Source organism: Phytoactinopolyspora mesophila, assembly GCF_010122465.1.
Taxonomy (GTDB): Bacteria; Actinomycetota; Actinomycetes; order Jiangellales; family Jiangellaceae; genus Phytoactinopolyspora; species Phytoactinopolyspora mesophila.
In genome coordinates this window covers 66,627-83,928 of the sequence record NZ_WLZY01000013.1, presented here as the reverse complement: position 1 = coordinate 83,928, position 17,302 = coordinate 66,627, and the positions used below count along the sequence as shown (strand labels likewise).

The 17,302-nt window shown below is 67.6% G+C and carries 12 protein-coding genes; 5 read left to right on the top strand and 7 right to left on the bottom strand.

Annotated elements, in window-relative coordinates; translation table 11 throughout:
• Nucleotides 1-50 precede the first annotated feature (50 nt).
• A complete protein-coding gene (locus F7O44_RS26505) occupies nucleotides 51-2,243 on the top strand; it encodes a DUF6351 family protein (protein WP_222851725.1) in 2,193 nt (730 codons plus the stop codon).
• Nucleotides 2,244-2,321: 78 nt separating this feature from the next.
• Here F7O44_RS26505 and F7O44_RS26500 read toward each other — a convergent pair whose 3' ends face one another.
• The gene (locus F7O44_RS26500; RefSeq protein WP_162453343.1) at nucleotides 2,322-2,939 is read right to left on the bottom strand and encodes a cob(I)yrinic acid a,c-diamide adenosyltransferase; all 618 of its coding nucleotides are present in this window, start codon (nucleotides 2,937-2,939) and stop codon (nucleotides 2,322-2,324) included.
• 81 nt (nucleotides 2,940-3,020) lie between these two features.
• On the opposite strand from F7O44_RS26500, the gene F7O44_RS26495 reads away from it, so the two are divergent.
• Together F7O44_RS26495 and F7O44_RS26490 are read left to right on the top strand one after the other, a co-directional pair.
• Nucleotides 3,021-3,551 carry a hypothetical protein gene (locus F7O44_RS26495; RefSeq protein WP_162453342.1) on the top strand — a complete coding sequence of 177 codons (531 nt, stop codon included), beginning with the start codon at nucleotides 3,021-3,023 and terminating at the stop codon, nucleotides 3,549-3,551.
• An 80-nt stretch (nucleotides 3,552-3,631) separates the two neighbouring features.
• Nucleotides 3,632-4,372 (top strand): YcnI family copper-binding membrane protein, encoded by a 741-nt coding sequence (locus F7O44_RS26490; protein WP_162453341.1) that lies wholly within the window; start codon nucleotides 3,632-3,634, stop codon nucleotides 4,370-4,372.
• Between the two features lie 102 nt (nucleotides 4,373-4,474).
• On the opposite strand, the gene F7O44_RS26485 is transcribed toward F7O44_RS26490, so the two are convergent.
• From F7O44_RS26485 to F7O44_RS26460, 6 genes are all read right to left on the bottom strand, one after another.
• Nucleotides 4,475-6,277, bottom strand: a complete 1,803-nt coding sequence (locus F7O44_RS26485) for an IucA/IucC family protein (RefSeq protein ID WP_162453340.1) — start codon at nucleotides 6,275-6,277, stop codon at nucleotides 4,475-4,477.
• Between the two features lie 72 nt (nucleotides 6,278-6,349).
• Complete coding sequence (locus F7O44_RS26480; RefSeq protein WP_162453339.1) at nucleotides 6,350-7,669, bottom strand: lysine N(6)-hydroxylase/L-ornithine N(5)-oxygenase family protein; 1,320 nt, start codon at nucleotides 7,667-7,669, stop codon at nucleotides 6,350-6,352.
• Nucleotides 7,666-8,445, bottom strand: coding sequence for a GNAT family N-acetyltransferase (locus F7O44_RS26475; RefSeq protein ID WP_162453338.1), 780 nt, complete (start codon nucleotides 8,443-8,445; stop codon nucleotides 7,666-7,668). Before F7O44_RS26475 ends, F7O44_RS26480 begins: the two co-directional genes overlap by 4 nt.
• Nucleotides 8,445-10,235 (bottom strand): IucA/IucC family protein, encoded by a 1,791-nt coding sequence (locus tag F7O44_RS26470; protein ID WP_162453337.1) that lies wholly within the window; start codon nucleotides 10,233-10,235, stop codon nucleotides 8,445-8,447. The genes F7O44_RS26475 and F7O44_RS26470 overlap by 1 nt, the downstream gene beginning before the upstream one ends.
• On the bottom strand, nucleotides 10,232-11,800 hold the full coding sequence (locus tag F7O44_RS26465; RefSeq protein ID WP_162453336.1) for a pyridoxal-dependent decarboxylase: 1,569 nt from the start codon (nucleotides 11,798-11,800) through the stop codon (nucleotides 10,232-10,234). The genes F7O44_RS26470 and F7O44_RS26465 overlap by 4 nt, the downstream gene beginning before the upstream one ends.
• Nucleotides 11,797-13,269: a diaminobutyrate--2-oxoglutarate transaminase family protein gene (locus F7O44_RS26460; protein ID WP_162453335.1), complete on the bottom strand. Its 1,473-nt coding sequence runs from the start codon at nucleotides 13,267-13,269 to the stop codon at nucleotides 11,797-11,799. Before F7O44_RS26460 ends, F7O44_RS26465 begins: the two co-directional genes overlap by 4 nt.
• Before the next feature lie 278 nt (nucleotides 13,270-13,547).
• Between F7O44_RS26460 and F7O44_RS26455 the strand changes: the two genes are divergently transcribed.
• Both F7O44_RS26455 and F7O44_RS26450 read left to right on the top strand, forming a co-directional pair.
• A complete protein-coding gene (locus F7O44_RS26455) occupies nucleotides 13,548-15,263 on the top strand; it encodes an ABC transporter ATP-binding protein/permease (RefSeq protein ID WP_222851724.1) in 1,716 nt (571 codons plus the stop codon).
• Nucleotides 15,260-17,110, top strand: coding sequence for an ABC transporter ATP-binding protein (locus F7O44_RS26450; protein WP_222851723.1), 1,851 nt, complete (start codon nucleotides 15,260-15,262; stop codon nucleotides 17,108-17,110). Before F7O44_RS26455 ends, F7O44_RS26450 begins: the two co-directional genes overlap by 4 nt.
• The last annotated feature ends 192 nt before the right edge of the window (nucleotides 17,111-17,302 follow it).

Sequence of the window (17,302 nt, the reverse complement as noted above, 5' to 3'; positions counted from 1 at the left end):
GAGTCCGGGCCGTCTGGGGCCTGGGTCGCCGCTACCGCAGAGGAGAAGTGATGTCGCACCCCCGCTTCGGGCGAAACCGCACCCTCAAAGCACTCGTTCCGCTGACTCTCGTCGTCCCGTTGCTTCTCGGGTCGGGACCGGCGGGCGCCGCGGACCCACCGGCACTGATACCGGCGACGCCGCCGGAGATCGAGGTCAACACGCTGTCCGGGCGGTCGGACATGGTGACTGGTGGGGACGCCTTGGTACAGGTGGAGCTGCCGCGTCAGGTGCCATACCAGACGGTGAGCATCACCGTCGACGGCCGTGACATCACCGGTGCCTTCGATGTCGATCGAGCCGCGAGGACCATGACCGGGCTGGTCACCGACCTGGAGGATGGGGAGAACGAGCTCCTCGTCCAGGTGAAGGGACGAAGCCGTCCGTCGGCGGCGCTGACGTTGGTGAATCACCCGGTTGAGGGGCCGGTGTTCTCGGGGCCGCATCAGCAGCCGTTCGCGTGTGAGACGCAAGCTTTCACTATGCCGGTGCTGGGTGGGGACCTCGGCGAACCGCTGGATGAGGACTGCTCGATAGAGACGCGGGTGGACTATTTCTACCGGACGGCCAGCGGTGGATTCAGCGTGTGGCCGGACGGGGCGTCGTCGTACCCGGAGAATCTGGCGACAACGACGACGCGGGACGGTGCCGAGGTGCCGTTCATCGTGCGGATGGAGACCGGCACGCTGAACCGGGCGATCTATCAGACCAGCATCCTGCACGACCCGCTGGGTGAGCCGGAACCGGACTTCACATCCCGCCCGGCGGGGTGGAACGGTGCGGCGATCTTCACTCTCGGTGGTGGCTGCACGAATGGGTGGTATCGGCAGGGTAACCGCACCGGCGGGGTGACCAACGCGTTCATGCTGGGTGAGGGTTATGCGCTGATGTCGTCGTCGTTGAACGTGTTCGGGGTGAACTGTTCGGACCTGACGGCGGCGGAGTCGGCGATGATGGTCAAGGAACGCTTCGTCGAGGCCTACGGCCCGATCGACCACGTGATCGGGTTCGGCGCATCCGGTGGGTCGTATCAGGGGCATCAGATCTCGGACAACTACCCGGGCATCTTCGACGGGATCGTGGTGGGGCAGTCGTTTCCCGAGGTCGGGTTCGGCACGGTCAACTTCATCACCGATGCGTGGCTACTCGACACCTACTTCACCGGAGCGGCAGTGGAGTGGACCGAGGAGCAACAACGCGCGGTCACTGGGTTCGTCACCTACGCCACCGCCCCGAATGTGGCCAACGGAGCGCGACGGATCTCCCCGACCTCGTTCTGCTCGATTGTCCCGGCTGGGCTGCGCTACCACCCGCAGAACAACCCGGATGGTGTCCGCTGCGGCGTTCATGATCACACCGTCAACGTCTACGGCACCGATCCCGAGACCGGGTTCGCCCGCCGTCCGCTCGACAACGAGGGCATCCAGTACGGCCTAGCCGCGCTGAACGACGGCGTGATCAGTGTCGAGCAGTTCCTCGACCTCAACGAACACGTCGGCGGGTTCGACAACGACGCCAACATCCGCGCCGAACGCACCGTGGCCGACCTCGACGCCGCCCGGGCCGCGTATCAGACCGGGCGGTTGACCAATGGCGGCGGCGGGCTGGCCGAGACGCCGATCATCGATTACCGCGCCTACCAGGACGAGATCCCCACGGGCGACATCCACGTGCGCTATCACACCTTCTCTATGCGCGAGCGCCTGGAGAAAGCCAACGGGACCGCGGTGAACCATGTCAGCCTGCTCGAAGACCGCCGATACGGCGGATTCAGCACCAACAGCCCGTTGTTGCGGCACGGCGTCACTCAGATGGACACCTGGCTGCGCAACCTCGCCGCGGACCACTCCGATCGAGATCAGATCGACAAGATCGCCGACGCGCGGCCCGCCGAGCTGATCGAGGGATGCAACACCCGCGACAACGACCCGATGTTCATCGCCCAGGACCTGAATCGCGATCCGGCCAGCGAATGCGAGCAGCTGTATCCGTCGGCGTCGTTCCCACGCGAGGTCGCTGGGGAGAGCGTCGCGGCTGACATCATCAAATGCCAGCGCAAAGACCCCGATCCGGCCGACTACGACGTGGACTTCACCGACGAGCAGTGGGACCGGCTACAAGCGATATTCGCCGACGGCGTCTGCGACTACTCGAAACCCGGCTTCGAACAGCAGGGCTTGGCCGGCACCTGGCTCCGCCACTGAAACGAATGTTGTGTTGCGTCCTGCAAGGCGTGCGCCCGAGGCCACGCTTTGCAGGACGCAACGGGCGTGCGTATCGCGTTACTCGGGCGCGGCGCGGCCGCCGCCCGGCTGCCACAGCACGTCGCCGGCCTCCCGGTTCGCATAGCGCGCCATGATGAACAGCAGGTCGGACAGCCGGTTAAGGTACTTGGCCGTCAACGGGTTCACGCCGTCGTCGTCCCTGTCGCCATACATCTCCAGTGCCTGCCATGCCGACCGTTCCGCGCGGCGCACGGTGGTGGTGGCGACGTGCAGATGCGCCGCGGTGAGAGTGCCGCCAGGAAGGATGAACGAGCGCAGTTTCGGCAGGTCTGCGTTGAACGTGTCGCAGTCCGCCTCGAGTTCGTCGATCCACTCCTCCTGCACTCGCAGGGGTGGATATTCGTAGCTCGGTTTGAGCGGCATACACAGGTCCGCACCCACGTCGAACATGTCGTTCTGAATACGGGTGAGTGAGGCCAGCGCGTCCGGACCGAGGTCGCCGCCGCCGGTGCCGCCGCGTTCGGCCGCGATGACCACGCCGATGGTGGCGTTGGCCTCGTTGACGTCGGCATACGCCACGAGCCGTGGATCGGTTTTGCTGGTTCGGCTGAAATCGCCGAGCCCGGTGGTGCCGTCGTCGCCGGTACGGGTGTAGATCTTCGTCAGGTTGACCACCCTTCCACCCTACGGCGGGCATCCCGCCGAGCGGCGGGCCGGACGGGGATACCGTCAGCCGGGTTGCTAGGATTCGCGGCCGTGACCAGTCCCGGGCGGGGAATGCTGCGTATCGCGCGCGGCTCGACTCTTGCCGTCTTCTGCCTGGTGATGTCGATGACCGCGCACGCGTCGGCTGGGGGGTCGGTGCATGTGTCGCCGGGCCTGCTCATCGGTGGACTCGCCCTGTCGGTGATATGTATTTCCGCCGCCGACACTCGCCGCTCGTTCGGCGGCATCCTCGCTGTGGTCGTCGTCTCGCAGATCGCCATGCACCTGTTCGTCGGCGCAGGCGGGCATCATGTCGAGCCGGCGTCGTTCGGCTGGACCACCGAGATGGTCGCGTCACACGCTTTGGCCGCCGTGGCGGTGAGTACCCTGCTGGCGCACGGCGAGCGGCTGATCTGGGCTCTGTGTGAGCTTGCTCGGCTGCCGCGAGTGCCGCGGGTCAGCATGCTGGTTCCGGAGGACCGGTCTCCGGCTTTCGTCGATGCGCGTGAGCCGATCCGGCCGTCGAGCCTCGAACCGTGTCTGAGCGGCCTCAACGGGCGGGCTCCGCCGGTGTTCACCTGAACGCTGCGCGTCGCTCTTGTGGGATGGCGGGCAGCTCCGACGTCATCGCATTCTTCTCACGAACCAGCTGGAGCCAAAAGATGCTTTCCAACCGCCTTGCCCGCACGTCGGGCGCCTTTGCCGGTGCAGCGGCACTCTGCCTCGGCCTCCCGGCGCTCGCCACCGCCCACGTCACCATCAGCCCGGACACCGCCGAGGCCGGCTCGTACGCCGTGCTGACCGCGTCGGTGCCACACGGTTGCTCTGGGTCGGGCACCACCGAGGTCGCCATCGAGATTCCCGAGCAGATCATGGCCGTGACACCCACGGTCAATCCGAACTGGGAAGTGGAACAGCTCGCGGCCGACGGTTCGCCGGCCGACGGCGAACCGGTGACACACGTCGTCTATACCGCGCACGAACCGCTGCCCAACGATTTGCGGGACACGTTCGAGCTGTCGGTACGGATGCCGGACGAGTCCGGTGAAGTTCTTGCCTTCCCGGTCGTCCAGACCTGTGAGGAAGGCGAGTCCGCCTGGGTGGAGACCGCGGACGAGGGCCAGGACCCGCACGAACTCGAGTACCCGGCGCCCCTGGTCGAGGTGGCCGAGTCCGTTTCCGGCGGCCACGGTGCTGATCACGGTGCCGGAGCCGACCACAGCGCTGGCGTGCACGATGGTGATGTGAACGGCGACGCGTCCGGGAGTGATTCCGAGATGAGCGCGGCGAACGTCGCCGGGATCGGCACCGGCGCGGCCGGCATCGTGCTTGGTGGTGCTGCGTTGCTGTACGCACACCGTCGCACCCGCGGCGGCGCGCCTCGGGAATCGGCCGACGCGTAAGCCGGGCTGCCGCCCCTCGGTGATCGACAGTGCGGTGTGGTCGCTATGAGGTGATCGACAGTGGGGTGTGGTCGTCGTATGACAGCCACACCCCACTGTCGATCACCGGGGCGGGGCGAGGGGGTTGCTGACGACGCCGACGGCCGTGATGACCGGACGCTCGGGATCGTCGGCGTATCCGCGCTCGAAGAGCCGCAGCCGGTTCAGACACAGTTTCGGGAACGTGGGTGTCTCCAGATCGAACATGGTGAACCGCTCGGACAACTCGCCCTCGAACCGTTCCTGGTAGTCCACGAGCTCCTGACGGGCCAGGCTCCAGAACGTTGCCTCCGGCACCCCCAGCATGTCCGCGCCGATTTCGGCCAGATACCGGTAGACACAAATCAACAGACCGTTCTGCAGGTACTTGATCAGCGTCTCCGGGGCCAGTGTGACGTCGGCCAGTGCGGTGCGCACCTGCGGATCCATGTCGCGTAGTTCCGGCAGCTCCCGTGAGCAGATCGCGACGTCGTCGACGAAGTCTTTCACCACCAGGCGGGTGGGAACACCGTCGTGATGCGCGATCATGCAGTTCTGCCCGTGCGGAGAGAACATCGTGCCGTACTTGTAGAGCATGTGCAGAAGAGGCGGCAGAACGGCGCCGTGTAAACGCTGGAACCACTCGGCGGCGTCCAAACCGCTCTGTTTGATCAGCGAACCGGTGAACGGCACACCTTCGGGATCGACGTGCAGGAGAGCGGCGAGGGAGACCGCCTGCTCACCAGGGCGCAGATGCGGCTGAACCGATTCGCGCCAGATCGCGCCGAGCATTTCGGTGTGCTGGTAGGGAACACCGGGGATCGCCTCGTAGGCCGGATGGGCGATGCTGACCGAGGCGACCTCGCCCAGGAACACGACGCCGGTCTCCTGGAGGAAGGCGTCTGATCTTGCGATCCCGGTGAGCCACTCGGTCAGCGCCGGGGCGGCGAGTGTGCGTTCCCTCGGCAGCCCCCGGTACACCGAGGTGTTCAGGACCGAGACCGGGAGCTTGAGGTAACGACGCTCCGGGTGGTCCAGGTCGGTGAGTGTGCGAATGGCCAGTTGCGGGCGGTAACGCGCCAGTCCCTCTCCGAGCGGGATGAGGGTGCCGCGGGCCAGCTCTCCGGCGTGGAGCGGCAGGATCCGGTTGGTCCATTGCCATGGATGGACTGGCACGTAAACACACGTGTCGGGGTCGAGCCCGGCCAGTTGCGCCAGCGCCCGCATCCGCTTGAACTCGGAGGCGCCGACCTGCTCCAGGACGACCTGATGGTGGCCGATCTCGGGGATGGAGCGAGTAGCCGCGATCGACGGGTCGGCCGCCAGCCACAACAGCCGGAGATCGGATCCGGCCTCCGGGGCGTAGGAGAGGAAGTCGACGGCATCGAAGCCGATCCGCCCTTTGCTGGCGACGATCCACGGATGTCCGCGCAGCTCGCCCTCGACCAGGACTGGTTCGAGTCCGGTGAGCTCGGCAGAAGGACGGCCGCGGCCCACTTGCCAGGTGTCGGACAACAGGGTGGACATGAGTTCGGAAACCAGGCCCGCGGTGGTGGCCGGCTTGACCCCCTGGGCGGTCAGGATCTGGGCGAGCACCTGCGCGGTGTCGGGAAGATCGTCGGCTGCGGCGTCTTCGCCTCGTTGATTCGTGCCCGCGGATCTCCAGGACAGCGACTCCGGATCGACTCGCCACCATCCCATCGAGCGCTGCTTGGCGCGGGCGGTCAGGGTGCCGCCAGGCAGTTCGTAGACCAGCTTCTCATGGCTGATGACGTCCGGGTCGATGATCTCCTCGTACATGAACTCGGTCAGTGCCTTGGCGAGAAGCTCGCGGTTGGCCCGGGTCCAGGGCTGAAGCCGGAGTGCGTCGATGGTCGGGGTATCCATGTTCTCCGCGGTTCTGTGATCTTGGACTGTTGGGACGTTATGCGACGGTCGTTCGGGGCCCATCGCCGGGGATCAGACCGGGGCGCCGAAGCGCTGGAAGACGGTTCGGCTGCGGACGGGGTAGATGTCGCGGCCGGCGACGGCGTTGACGATCACCGAGTTGCGGTGGGCTCCGAGCCCCAGATCGGGTGCGCCGACGCCGTGGGTATGCAGTTCCGCGTTCTGGACGAAAAGGGTCGAAACCCGGCCGGTGTGGTTGCCGGGACGGTCCTCCATTACGCGGAGCCGGTAGTCGGCCGTGACCACCGGTCGCCCCAGCTCGTCGCGGGCGATCATATCGGCGGCCAGCGGTAGCGGGGCCGGCTCGTAGCCCGTTGCGAGCACGACGACGTCGGTGTCCCGGGCGAAGACGCTCCCATCGTCGCGATGTCGCCACGTCAGGCGCCAGCGCCGGCCAGGAACCGGCGACGGCTCGATCCCTTCCAGCTCGCAACGCGCCGCGTAGGTGACGGGTGGATCGTCGCGGTCGATCGTCGCTTCGTACAGCAGGTCGTATATACGTTCGCTGGTTTCGGCGGATAGACCTTTGTAGAGCAGGTCCTGGCCGGAACGCAGCCGGTCGCGGGTGGCGGGCCGCAGGCCGTGGAAGTGGTCGATGTAGTCGGGTGAGAAATGCTCGAGCCCGAGCTTGGAGTATTCCATCGGCAGGAAGCCGGAGCTCCGGGTGAACCAGTCCAGATGCTGCCCGGTCGGTAGCCCGGCCTCCAGTAGGTCGGCGACGATCTCGCCGGCGCTCTGCCCGGATCCGACCACGGTGACCGCATCCGCGTTGACCGCCTTCTCCCGCAGCGCCAGATACTCCGCGGCGTGGAAGATGCCGTCGCCCAGATGCTCGCGGGCGATCTCCGGCACCGACGGCCGGCTCCCCACTCCGAACACCACCGCCCGCGCCTTGACCGCAGATAGCTGCTCTACGCCAGGCGCGAGTGTTCGGAGATGGACGGTCCAGGTGCCGTCGTCGCCGGGTTCGACGGATTCGACGCGCTGACCGAAGCGGCACGACGGCAGCGACCCCGCGACCCAGCGCGCGTAGGCGTCGTATTCCCGGCGGGGCACGTGGAAGCGCTCGTAGAAGTAGAAACGGTAGAGCCGGTTGTGTTCGTGCAGATAGTTGAGGAACGAGTACCGATTGGTGGGGTCGGCCAGGGTCACCAGATCGGCCATGAACGGCACCTGAAGGGTGGTACCCGGCAGCATCAGCCCTGGATGCCACGCGAAGCTGGTCTCGGCCTCGAAGAAGGCGGCGTTGAGGTCGCCGACCGGATCGAGCAGCGCGGCGAGCCCGAGGTTGAACGGCCCCAGGCCGACCCCGACGACATCGAACGTGGTCATGGTGTGCCTCCAGGCGAGCTGACCGGGCCTGCGCGGTGCGCGTCTCCGGTGCGGGGGCGTGCGTCGCCGGGCCAGGCGCGGGTGAAGTCCGTGCGTTCGCAGGCCATCAGCAGCGCCTTCTTGTCCGGCAGCTCGGCTTCTCCGATCGAGCGGAAGCCGAGCTTGCGGCAGTACGCGTGCATGCGGGTGTTGCGGATGTCGGGCTCGCACACCACCCGGTCACCCCGATGACGGTGCCCGTCGCTGCGCGCGTCGTCGTGGACTCCCAGGAGGTAGGCGAGCATGGCCCGCCCGAGTAGCCGGGGTGTCCCGGTGCCGATGAATTCTTGGGGCCCGACGAGAAGATGCCAGCCCACGTCGGTGGGTCGGGCCCGATAGTGCGAGGACAGCGGATCCTCGGTGGCGCGGTACGTCTCGACATACCCGAACGGGACTCCGTCCGCGGCCACTAGCCAGGGCTGGAGGTGGGTCAGGCCGCGCAGATACGCGCGCACGTCGTCGAGTGGACGGTCGAGCTGCCACCAGGGTACGACATGTGGCCGGTTCATCCAGTCGTGGATCAGCTCGGCGTGCCGGTCCACCTCGACGGGGGCGACACCGATCCGCACCGTGGACCCGGGCAGCACCACCGACCAGCTGTGTGGGCGTACCGGCCCCACCTGTGGCAAGGGGAGACGCGACGGAATCTCGGCCCCGCCCGCGGACTCGCTCGTGCCTCGCTCGCCGATGCCCGGAGCCGAGCCCTGGCCGAGATTCCGTCGCGTCTCCCCTTGCATCACTGGTCCTCCCGGAGCGGATTCGGCAGTGTGACGTAGACGGATTGCGACGCGATGTCGCCCACGAGTTCGTCCATGTCATGTGCCCGCGTGAGCAGATTGGCCTTGCAGGGCCACCGCTCGTCGTCGAGCAACCGGTCCAGCAGGGACGCCGGGTACCGGCCGCCGGGAGAGCGTTCGTCGTTCAGCAATCGCCTCACGTCGCGCAGCAGCACGTCTTCGTCCACGGTTGTGCCGAGAGCATTGACGACGCCGAGGGTCAGGTTGACGAACAGGTAGTAGACGAGCCGCTCGTCGGCCAGCGCCTCCGGGAAGATCGACTCGGTGGCTTCGCCGAGGCGCGGGATCACCTGCGTCAGATCGGCGTGGGCCGCCTCGCGATGGAAATAGCCCTGGCTGTCGCGGTAGACACCGTGGACGGGCCATCCGCTGTCGAGTTCGACGAGAGTGTTCTGCTGGTGGGCCTCGAAACACAGCCCGACGTCGAGGTACAGCCGGATGAGGGAACGGACGACGACGTCGCAGAAGCGGGCGAACCACTCGCGGGCGACGTCGGTCTCGCTGCGATGTTCTCGCCGCGCGATGGCGGCGACGATCGCCGCGAGCCGGCTCCGTCCGCCGTATGGATGGTCTTGGCACAGTGTTGTGAGCGCGCTGACGTCGCACGCTGCTCCGGGCTGCCAGCGATTCTCCCGCAGCAGCACCGAGAAGCCGTTGCTGAGCTGGGCGTCGTCGGCGACCGTCAGGTAGGCGGGATCCTGAAGCAGGGTGAATCGAGGTGCCACGGCCCTGACCTGGCGGCCCACGTCAGTCAGCGCCAGGGTGGCCGCCTCCACCGCCCGGTCCAGCTCCTTGGGCAGCGTCACTCGCATCGAGTTGGTGACACGCACGTGCAGCGAGAATTTCAGCTGCCAGGGCGCTTCACGCCGGTAGACGGTGCGCACCGACGTGGTCGGCAGGTACGGCGAGCCGAGTTCGCCGAGATCGACGACGCTGCCGTTGCCGAACAGCCGTGCCGTCGCCGGATCGTCGGCGAGGTGGTCGGCCTCGAAGGGATGCGCCGGTATGAGGATCCGTGGTCCGACGGCGTCGAGCATCGCATCGAGCGCGACGAGGTCGGTCGCGGGGTCCTTGCGAAGCAGGTGCTCGGCGAGCTCCGGTGCCGGCGTCTCGACCGCGCTGGCGTGCCGGACGAGATCAGGCTCTACGGCCAGCCATCGAAGAGAGAATCGGCCGGCTGTCTCCGGCGAGTACGCGAGGCGCTGGCAACTGGTCATCTCGCCGCGGCTCTTCGGGGTCGGGTGCGCCATGTGTCCGAGCAGCAGGGCCTGTTCGGATTCGCCGAAGCTGAGCGGTTCCGGGCTCCACAGCCGGTCTATCTCGGTGGCACGTGCCCGCAGGTGAGCGGCGACGGCTGACGTGCTGTCGAGGATACGGCTGAGCAAGGAGCCGTTCGGGCCCGGCCCGAGTTCGTCGGTGAGCAGCGCCGCCAGCGTCTCGATCCTGATCGGTCGCGGCGGCAGGTCACCGACGACGACGTGGACAGGTGAGCGGAGCTCATGCCGGAAAGTCCGGGATTGCCGGGTCACACCGGCGACGAGCCGTGCGTTCCAGTGCGGAAGTGGAACGACCAGGACGGGTGCGGCGGGTGTCGCGGCCAGCTCCGGGAACCGGGCGCGGGGTTCGAGCGACCAGTTCGTCGTCTCGCGGACCCAACAGGTGAGCAGCGCACGCACACCGGCGTCATCGGCAGCCTGCTTGGCGGCGTCGCCCTTATCCGTGTTGATCATGGGCGATAGCTCCGCTCAACCGGTCCGAAGGGTGTCTTTTGGTGATGATCAACGCGGCTCGGGGGATCGGGTTCGGGAGGCGAACTGGAGTGTGGGCCGGGACGGGGGCGCGGTGACGGGCAGTTCGCGGTGCGGCGTCGCCCGGTGGCGCTGATTAGATCGAGCAGCTCAGCGATGTCCTCGGCGGTGGCCGTCGGATTGACCAGGGTGAGTTTGAGGGCGACGCGCCCGCGCAGCCTGGTACGGCCGACGACGGCTCGCCCCTCGCCGAGGAGCGTGCGCTGCACGTCGGTATTGAGCGCGTCGAGGTCGTCGTCCGTCGTGGTCACGGCCGGGTGACAGCGGAACAGCACGGTGATGCTCTGTGGAGGAACAACGAGCTCTAGCTCGGGGTGGGCATGTATCAGCCGGCCCGCCTCGGCCGCGAGATCGACCAGATGCTCGACGAATCCGGCCAGCCGGTCGCGGCCGGTCGCGCGAAGCGACACGAGCATCTTCAGGGCATCGAAGCGGCGGGATGTGTCGAGTGAGCGATCGACCAGGTTGAGCACGTCGTTGTCCTCGGCCCGGTTGAGATAATCGGCCGGTTCCCGGAGTCCGTGCGTCGAGCCGGCATCGCGGACCAGCAGCATGCTCGCCCCGATCGGCTGCCACCACAGCTTGTGCAGGTCAGCGGTGACTGAATCGGCCTTCTCGATGCCGCGCAGCATCGGTGCCAGCCGGTGGCTGAGTGCGAGTCCGGCGCCGACGGCGGCGTCGACGTGAAACCAGGCACCGCACTGTGCCGCGCGCTGGGCGAGCGCGTCGAGCGGGTCGATGGCTCCGGTGTCTGTCGTGCCGGCTGTTCCGACGATGGCGATCGGTTGATGGCCGTGTCGCTCGGCGGCCCGGAGGGTCTCGTCCAGGGCCTCGAGGCGGATGCGGCCGGAGCCGTCGGTATCGACTGGAACGACGGCATCACGTCCCAGCCCGAGCACGGCGCATGCCTGCCGGACGCTCGTGTGCGCGGCCTGTGACGCGAGGACCCGCCATCCCGCCGCAGCTGGCGGGAGGCCGGTGACGTTGGCCCCGCCCGCGGCCCGATCCCGGGCCAGCAGCAGCCCCAGCAGGTTCGAGGCCGTTCCGCCTGACGTGATCACACCGCTGGCCTGTTCCGGCAGACCGAGTACGCCGGCAATAGTGCGGACCAGATGGTCCTCGGCATACGTGGCCGCCGGCGCTTGGTCGAAGGAGTCCATCGACTGGTTGGTGACTCCGATCGCGAGTTCGGTGGCCGCCGAGCTCATCAGCGTCGGTGCGTGCAGGTGAGCGGCGCACCGAGGGTCCACCACACGGGCGCCGCTGGCCACGACGGTTTCGCCGGCCTCTTTGATGACGTCGGTGAAGGGCACCCCACGAGCCGGCAGCGGATCGAACGCCTCGATCGCCGCGCGCAACTCGGCGGGCGTGCGTGCGGGAAAGGGCTGGTGAGGGCTGTTCGACGCCAGCATGTCGAGTACCGAGGCGACAGCGTCCCGCAGCACCGCAACGGATTCGGCCGTGCCGTCGAAGAATTGAGAGTTCACGACGGAGCCTTCGAGTTGTGGTGCGGCAGTGCTGCCGGCACCGCCCGCAGCGCCGCACCGAAAGCATCGACGACCTGGTCGATCTGTTCCTCGTCGATGATCAGTGGAGGGAGGAACCGGACGACGGCGTCGTCGGTTCCGCCTACCTCGACGATCACCCCGCGATTCATCATCGCGCGCTGTACGGCCTGCGCGAGGCGTCCGTCTGGAGCGGGAACTCCGTCGGCGTCGGCCGCGGCCGGGTCCACCAATTCCACGCCGACCATCAGGCCGGGCCCGCGAATGTCTCCGGCCCGGGCGTCGTCGCCGGCGACGGCACGTAAGCCGTCCGAGAGGCGTTGGCCGAGTTCGCGGGCGCGATCCGCGAGACCGCCCCGCACGACCTCGCGGATTGTCGCCGCGCCGGCGGCCATAGACAGCGCCGAACCGCGGAATGTGCCCGCATGCGCGCCGGGCTGCCAGGCGTCGAGCTCACCGCGGTGGACGATGACGGCCAGTGGCAGCCCGCCGCCGATCGCCTTGGACAACACGAGAACGTCGGGGTCCAGGCCGATCGGGTCGCTGGCCCACAGCGAGCCTGTACGGCCGAGCCCGGTCTGGACTTCGTCGGCCACGAGTACAGCACCGGCTGAACGGGTCGACGCGCGCAGTGTGGCGGCGAATGGAGCCGGCATCGGATAGACCCCGCCCTCGCCCTGGACGGGTTCGGCGATCACCGCCGCAGGCGCGGCGATGCCGCTGTGGTCGTCGGTCAGTGCCCACGTCACGAGCCGGCCCGCGATGTCAGCGTTTGCGCTTGGGCCGAAGGGCGAGCGGTATTCGGTGGGGAACGGCAGGTGATGAACCTCTGGGAGAAGCGCGCCGAGCGGCTCCTTCGCCGACCGACGCCCGGTCAGGGCGAGCGTGCCCTGGGTCATGCCGTGGTAGCCGCCTCCGAAGGCGATGACTCCGGTGCGCCCGGTGCAGGTGCGGGCCAGCTTGATCGAGGCCTCGACTGCGTCGGCGCCGCTGGGGCCGCAGAACAGGATACGGCCACTGGACAATGAGCTGGGAAGGATGGAAAAGAGTTGCTCGACGAACTGATCCCTGACGGGCGTGGAAAGGTCCAGTGTCGACAACGGGGCCCCACTGTCCAGGGTGGCCCGGATGGCGTCGTCGACAGCCGGGTGATGATGTCCGAGCGCCAGCGCACCGGCACCGGCGAGGCAGTCGATGTACTCTCCGCCCCGCGTGTCGCCGACCACGGCGCCGCGGCCCCAGGCCAACGTGATGGGTAGTCGCTGGGGATAGGAACGTGCACTCGATTCGCGCCGGCGCGGCAGGGTTGTCGTGAGAAGGGGGGAGCCACCGTCCGCGCCGGCATCCCGCGAGGTGTACTCCGTGGCGGCGGGGTCCTGCGATCCGTGACCTTCGGTAGATGTGCGCGGCCTATCGTGTTCGGCCAGCGTCACGCCCTCGGACTGAGTCACTGGGCATATTCCTTCCATTCATAGCCATATCCGTGCAAGTTAGGCATGCCTAACTTCATGAAGACTAGGCTTGCCTAAATTGATAGGCGACGCAACCCCTTCGTTCCGCTGGATCCGCCCTCCGGCCCGCCCAATCACCGGGAAGGCGGGGGAGGGTACGGTCGCGTTGGTCGGGACTTGGGGCGGTGAGTTGATAATCATTCTCTGGCTCATCTAGGCTCAAGCGCTGTGAATCGGAGCAAGCGAGCATGATGGTCCAGCGCCAGTTGGCGCGCTTTGTGAGCTATGCGAAGCTTCCACTCGCATTGACGGTGTTCTTCGGCATTGCCGCGTCCGGTGCTGCTGTGGCAGCCGGCTTCGCCCTTGTGGACGTGGTCCGCCGCATCTTCGCCGACGGCTCGTCGGGTGTGTCCGGGGTCTACGGCCCGTTGGCGCTCGCCGCGATCATGACCGTCTTGCGGCTCGTCCTGCTATGGGCTCGCGACCAATGCGCCACTTGGACGGCCGCCCGGGTCAAGGTTCGTGTCCGTGCCCGCCTCGTCGAGCGCGTATTCGACCTCGGGCCGGGGCATCTGGTTCGCCGCCGGGTTGGTGATGTGCAGGCCACGCTCGTCGACGGCGTCGAAGCGATCCAGGCTTACGTAGGCTTCTACCTGCCGCAAGCCGTGATCGCCCTGGTGGTGCCGGGTGCGCTGGTCGCCTTCCTGGTGACGCTCGACCCCTGGGTGGCGCTGGTGGTGGTAGTCGGCGTGATCGTGGTGCCCTTCGCCCGGCAGATGTGGCGCAAGCTCCTGGGTGTGCGCGGCCAGGCGCACTGGGGTATGTACGCCGAGTACTCAGCCAAGACCACCGACGCCCTGCAAGGTATGACCACCCTGGTGGCGCTGGGCGCGGCCCGCCGGCACGGCGAGGCCCTGGCCGAAGAGGCCGAACGGCTCCGGCTGGCTACCACCCGGAGTTTGGGCGCGTCGCTCGGCGTCTACACGGTGACCAGCGCGGCAATGGGCCTCGGCACCGGAATAGCGGTGGTCATCGCGGCATTGCGGCATGCGACGGGGGCGCTGGACGCGACCGCAGTACTACTCGTGCTGTTCCTGTCCGCCGAGTGCTTCCGGCCGCTGAGTGACCTACAGAACTACTGGCACGAGGGTTTCTACGGAATGGCCGCCGCCAACGGCATCTACGCGTTGCTCGAGGCACAGCCCGACGTCAAGGACGCGCCTGACGTGCGTCCCCGGGACATCGCCAGCCCGCCGTCGATCACTCTCGAGGACGTCACGTTCTCCTACCCCGAGTCTGACCGGCTGGCGCTTGACCGCATGAGCGTCGAGCTGGCGGCCGGCTCCACACTCGCGCTGGTGGGGCGGTCCGGTGCCGGGAAGTCCACCGTCGTGCAATTGCTCCAGCGGGTCTTCGACCCCAAATCGGGCTCGATCCGCATCGACGGCACCGACCTGCGTGCGCTCCCGCTGGACCAACTGCGTTCCCTGATCGGCGTCGTGTCCCAGGACGTCGTGCTGTTCCACGGCAGCATCAGCGAGAACATCCGCCTGGCCAAGGCGGACGTTACCGATGCCGAGCTCATGCAGGTGATCCGCGCGGCCCGGCTCGACGACGTCGTCGAGCGCCTGCCGGAAGGCCTGGACACCCAGGTCGGCGAGCGCGGGGCCCGGTTGTCCGGCGGCGAACGCCAACGCGTCGCCATCGCCAGAGCTCTGCTGCGTGACGCTCCGATCCTGGTGCTCGACGAAGCGACGTCCAGCCTCGACGGCGAGAACGAGGCCGCTGTCGCAGCGGCGCTCCAGGAATTGCGGCACGGCCGCACCACCGTCGTCGTCGCTCACCGCCTGTCCACCGTGGCCGACGCCGACGTCGTCGTGGTACTCGAAGCCGGCCGGATCGCCGAGTCCGGCGCGCCGGCTGAGTTGATGCGTGCTCGCGGAGCATGGCGGGATCTGGTCCATGCGCAGGCGGAGGGTGTGGTGGGCTCGTGACAGCTCCGGATTGGAAGCCTGGCCGACTGTACGAGGCGAAGCGGGTCGAGCGCGGCATCCGTGGACTATTCGCCGTGTTGTGGGTCTATCGCCGGCCGTTCTTGTCCAGCCTCACGTGGGCGTCGCTCAATCACGTGTTCGGCATTGCCGCCGTCACCGTTGGTGCCTACGCGGTCGCGTTGTCACTGACCGGAACCGCGGCGGCAGACCTGGTGTGGCTGCTGATCATCCTCGGTGTCCTGGTGCTCGGCAAGGCGCTGGCCGCCTGGCTGGAGAGCTGGATCAGCCACGAGCTGGCATTCCGCATTCTGGCCGAGGTTCGCGGCTGGCTGTATCGGGCCACGGCCCGGATCGCTCCGGGTGGGCTCGCCCGGCGCCGGACCGGCGAGCTGGCCTCGGTGGCTATGGCCGATGCGGAGGCGCTTGAGGTCTTCTACGCGCACACGTCCATCTACATCTTCACCACCGCCATCGTGTCGCCGGTGGTGCTGATGGCTCTTGCCGTGTTCAGCTGGCAGGCCGCCGCCGTGACTGCCCTTGTCCTGCTTCTCGCGCTGGCCCTGCCGCTGGTGTTGCGGCGACTGAATCAGGCTTCCGGGGCGCGGGTGCGGGCCGCCACCGCTGACGTCCACACCCAGGTCATCGAAGATGTGCAAGGTCTGCGGGAGATCTTGGCCTTCGGGTTGAGGACGCGGCGCAGTGCGGCGCTGGCGGCCCTTGGAGGCCGGCTGGTCGCTCGTCAGCAGCGGCATGGCGTCCGGACCGGCTTGGAGTCGGCGCTGACCGGATCGATCGCCGGTATCGGTGTGATCGTCGCCGCGGCGGTTGCGGCCCAGCAGGTGGCCGACGGCACGCTGGATCGCACGCTCTTTCCCGTCGTGGTGGTGCTGGCCGGCCAGAGTGTCATGCCGGCGCTTCAACTCCTCGCCGTCACCAGGCATTGGGGGCTCACGGCTGCGGCGGCGGAGCGGGTCTTCGACCTCTTGGAGGAGCCCAGCCCGGTCGATCGGAGTGGTACCAGGACACTGCCTGAGGACACGGTGCCCGCGATCGAGTTCGACAACGTCACCTTCGGCTGGCCGGATACCGACCACCCGGCGATCGAGCAGGTGACGTTCCGGGTCGAGCCGGGCGAGACGGTTGCGTTGGTCGGGCACTCCGGTGCCGGCAAATCCACCTGTGCGGCGTTGCTCTCGCGGTATCACGACCCCGACCACGGTGTGGTCAGCGTCGGCGGCGTGGACCTGCGCGAGCTGGCGCCGGGCGAGCTCAGTCGGGTGATCGCTCCCGTTCCGCAGGACGTGTTCCTCTTCCACGACACGATTCGGGCGAACTTGCTGCTCGGTTCGCTGGATGGGCGGCCGGTCGACGACGAGGCTCTTTGGGACGTGTTGCGGACGGCCCGTATCGACGAGCTCGTCGCTTCGCTCCCGGCCGGACTGGACACCGTCGTCGGCGAACGTGGTGCGGCACTGTCCGGTGGGGAGCGGCAGCGCCTCGCACTGGCTCGCGCGGTGCTTCGCGACGCCCCGGTTCTTGTGCTCGACGAGTCGGTGAGCCAGCTCGACGTGCTCAGCGAGCGCGAGGTTCGCGCGGCGCTGGATGCCGTGCGCACCGGGCGTACCACGGTGGTCATCGCGCACCGCCTGTCGACGATCCTGGCAGCCGACCGGATCGTACTTCTTGACCAGGGCAGCGTTGTAGACATCGGCACTCATGACGAACTCGTGCAACGTAGCCCCATTTACGCGGCTCTGATCGAAGCGCAGGTGGACGCCGCCACGGACCTCGTCTCGACCCTGGGAGAGGTGAATCCGGCCGGTGAGGAAGGTCGGGCGGCCACCTAATTGATCTTGTCTGTGGATTTCGGTGTTTCTGGCAGCGCGCTCCCCCCTCATTGTGAAAACATGATCGACAATGAACATGAATCTCATAATCACAAACGTCCTCAAGTATCCGATGTGTCCCGGTCTGCCGCGAGGTCAAACCGGTTCGGCCAGCGCTGACGGACACTGCGAATTGAGAGGTGGGTCGAGCAA

Excerpts from the sequence above, each read along its gene's own strand:
- F7O44_RS26470 (WP_162453337.1), bottom strand. The coding sequence starts at position 10,235 with ATGATCAACACGGATAAGGGCGACGCCGCCAAGCAGGCTGCCGATGAC.
- F7O44_RS26475 (WP_162453338.1), bottom strand. The coding sequence starts at position 8,445 with ATGCAAGGGGAGACGCGACGGAATCTCGGCCAGGGCTCGGCTCCGGGC.
- F7O44_RS26485 (WP_162453340.1), bottom strand. The coding sequence starts at position 6,277 with ATGGATACCCCGACCATCGACGCACTCCGGCTTCAGCCCTGGACCCGG.
- F7O44_RS26490 (WP_162453341.1), top strand. The coding sequence starts at position 3,632 with ATGCTTTCCAACCGCCTTGCCCGCACGTCGGGCGCCTTTGCCGGTGCA.
- F7O44_RS26505 (WP_222851725.1), top strand. The coding sequence starts at position 51 with ATGTCGCACCCCCGCTTCGGGCGAAACCGCACCCTCAAAGCACTCGTT.
- F7O44_RS26480 (WP_162453339.1), bottom strand. The coding sequence starts at position 7,669 with ATGACCACGTTCGATGTCGTCGGGGTCGGCCTGGGGCCGTTCAACCTC.